General features: G+C 31.0%; 2 protein-coding genes. Both read right to left on the bottom strand.

The genetic code is table 11. The annotated features are described in order from the left end of the window. Positions 1–186: 186 nt before the first annotated feature. Positions 187–1,050, bottom strand: coding sequence for an AraC family transcriptional regulator (locus Q4Q35_RS00040; protein ID WP_303275869.1), 864 nt, complete (start codon positions 1,048–1,050; stop codon positions 187–189). Positions 1,051–2,161: 1,111 nt separating this feature from the next. Then, positions 2,162–2,709: PorP/SprF family type IX secretion system membrane protein (locus Q4Q35_RS00035; RefSeq protein WP_303275868.1), on the bottom strand; the 548-nt coding region annotated here is incomplete at its 5' end.

Here is a 2,709-nt window from a genome sequence, read left to right as displayed (position 1 = left end):
TGTGTCATAACAATGTTTTTTGGCGTCATGCTGAACTCGTTTCAGCATCCCATAACAGCTATAAACATTGATGATTTATGATGAGAACCTGAAACAAGTTCAGGTTGACAGTGGGCTTTATGATTGATTACGGACATTCAAAAATTTTTACTTATTATTTGTATTTACTCCTATTTGGTTAAACAATTATAATGTTTCTAGTTTAGCAAAACCAACTGTTTTTCTATAATTATCTGGTGAAACTCCTACTTTCTTTTTAAAAAATCGGCTAAAATAAAATTCATCTCCGTACCCCAAAGCATCTGCTATTTGTTTTACAGGTTTTGAGGTTAAATAAAGTTCTCGCTTAGCAGCAATAATAATTCTATTAGCTATTAAAGATGTTAAAGTTTGGTTTAAATATTTTTTTACTATTCCTGCCAAAGTTTTAGAACTTATACATAGGATGTCTGCGTATTCTTTTGGTGCATGTAGCTTATGGTAATTACTTTCAATAGCATCTACCAAATTTTGTAAAACTTCAGATTGTCTATCTGCATATTTTAGTACGGTGTCTTTATCAAATTTCTTTTTCTGTCTCACAGCTTCAATAAGGAAAATTTTCAAAAAAGATACAAGTACTTCATGTTGTGCAATAGAATCCTTATCCATTTCTTTTGAAATATTATCTATAAGGTTAAAAAACAATGTTTCTTCATATAGTTTAAAAAAAGGTATCTCTTGAAAATTACCAAAAAGAACACCTTCGGTTTCAATTTCGTTTTGATGGCGGTAGGTGCAAAAAAAATCGGGATGAAAATTTAGCAGAAATCCAGAGCATTGTTGGTCTGTCCCTATCATAAAGGGTTGATAAGGTGATAGACAAACGATATGATTACCTTGAAGGTGATATTTTGAAAAATCTACTTTTAGATTAAAACTCGTACCATATAATAAAATAATAGAGTAATAATTTTTTCGTTGTAAATGATCAAACTGTTTTAGGTTATTAAACTTCTCTAATCTAAATGCTAATTCGTCATTTTGTTTGTTAATAATAATTTGTTCCATATAATGTAGTTTGGGTAAAATTTATAATTTATAGGGAAAAATGGCAGCTAAAAAAATAGTGTTAGAGCTTGGTATTGTGAAAAATTCGCACATGAGTCAACCGCCACCTTCTAATTGTTCTTTTTAAATAATTGTTTTATAGATATCTAACCCTTATAATAATTTATAGAAATTGGTAGACATTTCTGGGTTTAAAAATCTTTCATAAATCTAACTCAATAAAATTTAATTTTCAAATAACTAATCATAAAATTATTACTATGTAGGATTTTATTGTCATCCCTATAAAGGTTAAGTAATTCGAAAACAAAATTATTTTGTTTAAAGTCAAAAGTATAGCTTGTGAAGAGCTTGTCTACTGGTAGGTAGGGTATACCCACAAATATTGGAGCAGAAATAGCTATTTATAAAGTTTTAAAGGTAATAACTAACAAGTCCTTCGACTGCGTTCAGGAAGACAATGGAACTATCATTTCGACTACCTCATTGCTTACGCTAGTTAAATTTTAACAAAGGTCTCGAACATACATAAATTTCCTTAACTAATGACATTGGCCTGCCGGCAGGCAGGTTTGTTACTTTTCTTTAGACGAGCAAAGAAATCGAAGATTCATGAACTCCTATTTATCAAATAAGATTTGTGAACTAAAAGTAAATAATAAAATAGAAACCTTCTTTAAAAGATGTGGGTACACCCTAGCTACTGGTAGGTCAACGTCATTAAGTTAAGGCTGAAATGTCAGTCTGAGCGCAGTCGAAGACATTATAAATCTTAGTTTTAATAGCATTTCGACTGCGCAAATCAATGTGACAAAAACAGAACAAATTCCCTTAACTTAATAACATTGACTGGCAGTCAAGGGAGTCTCTTTATTATAAAGTTTCTCCGTCACTCATTCTTCTTCCGATAGCCATCTGAACTGTCGAAATGATATAAATAACTAACAAACAAAATTTTAAAACAATAATCAAATAATTGTTTAAAGGATTTTCAAGTTTACTCTAACTATTTGTTGTAAAAAATCATGTAACGATTAAATATTTGACCTATCATTATGACCAGACAGACATCCTTAAGTCGTCTATAAAATAAATTTTTAAGTGATCTTATTTAGTTATTACTTAAAATTGGATTGGTTAATTCATCCACAGGCGTAATCTTGGATTGTTTTTTTGAATTAATAAGGTTAAACTTCAATATCACTTCATGATTTCCTCCGCTATAGTTTTTTACTGCTGTTATCGAACTATCATAGGCATAGCCTGCCCGCACCGAATCTGTTATCTTAAAAAACACCAATCCACTTATAGATTCTTTTAATCGATGGCTAATTCCAAACTCCAATGTATTATTCATATTCAATGTCCCACTTATATCCATCGACAAAGGAACACCACTCACCATTCTGGTTAATACAGAGGGGGTAAAAATCATATCATTCTTTAAAGAAAAATGGTACCCTGCACCTGCATAAAAATGTAATTTATCTGTAGCCTCTGTTGCTATTCCCGATTCTTTTTCATATCGATTGGTTTTTAAAATCGCTGGAGCCGATACATTTACATAAAAATTGTCTCCCCTCAAATAGGCGCCAATCCCTATATTTGGATTGAATTCGCTTATATTCTCGGTAAAGAGCGGATCGTTCTCAACTCCTG

Source organism: Flavivirga aquimarina (genome assembly GCF_030540835.1).
In the GTDB taxonomy this organism is placed as follows: Bacteria; Bacteroidota; Bacteroidia; order Flavobacteriales; family Flavobacteriaceae; genus Flavivirga; species Flavivirga aquimarina.
This window is presented reverse-complemented; position numbering and strand designations above follow the sequence as displayed.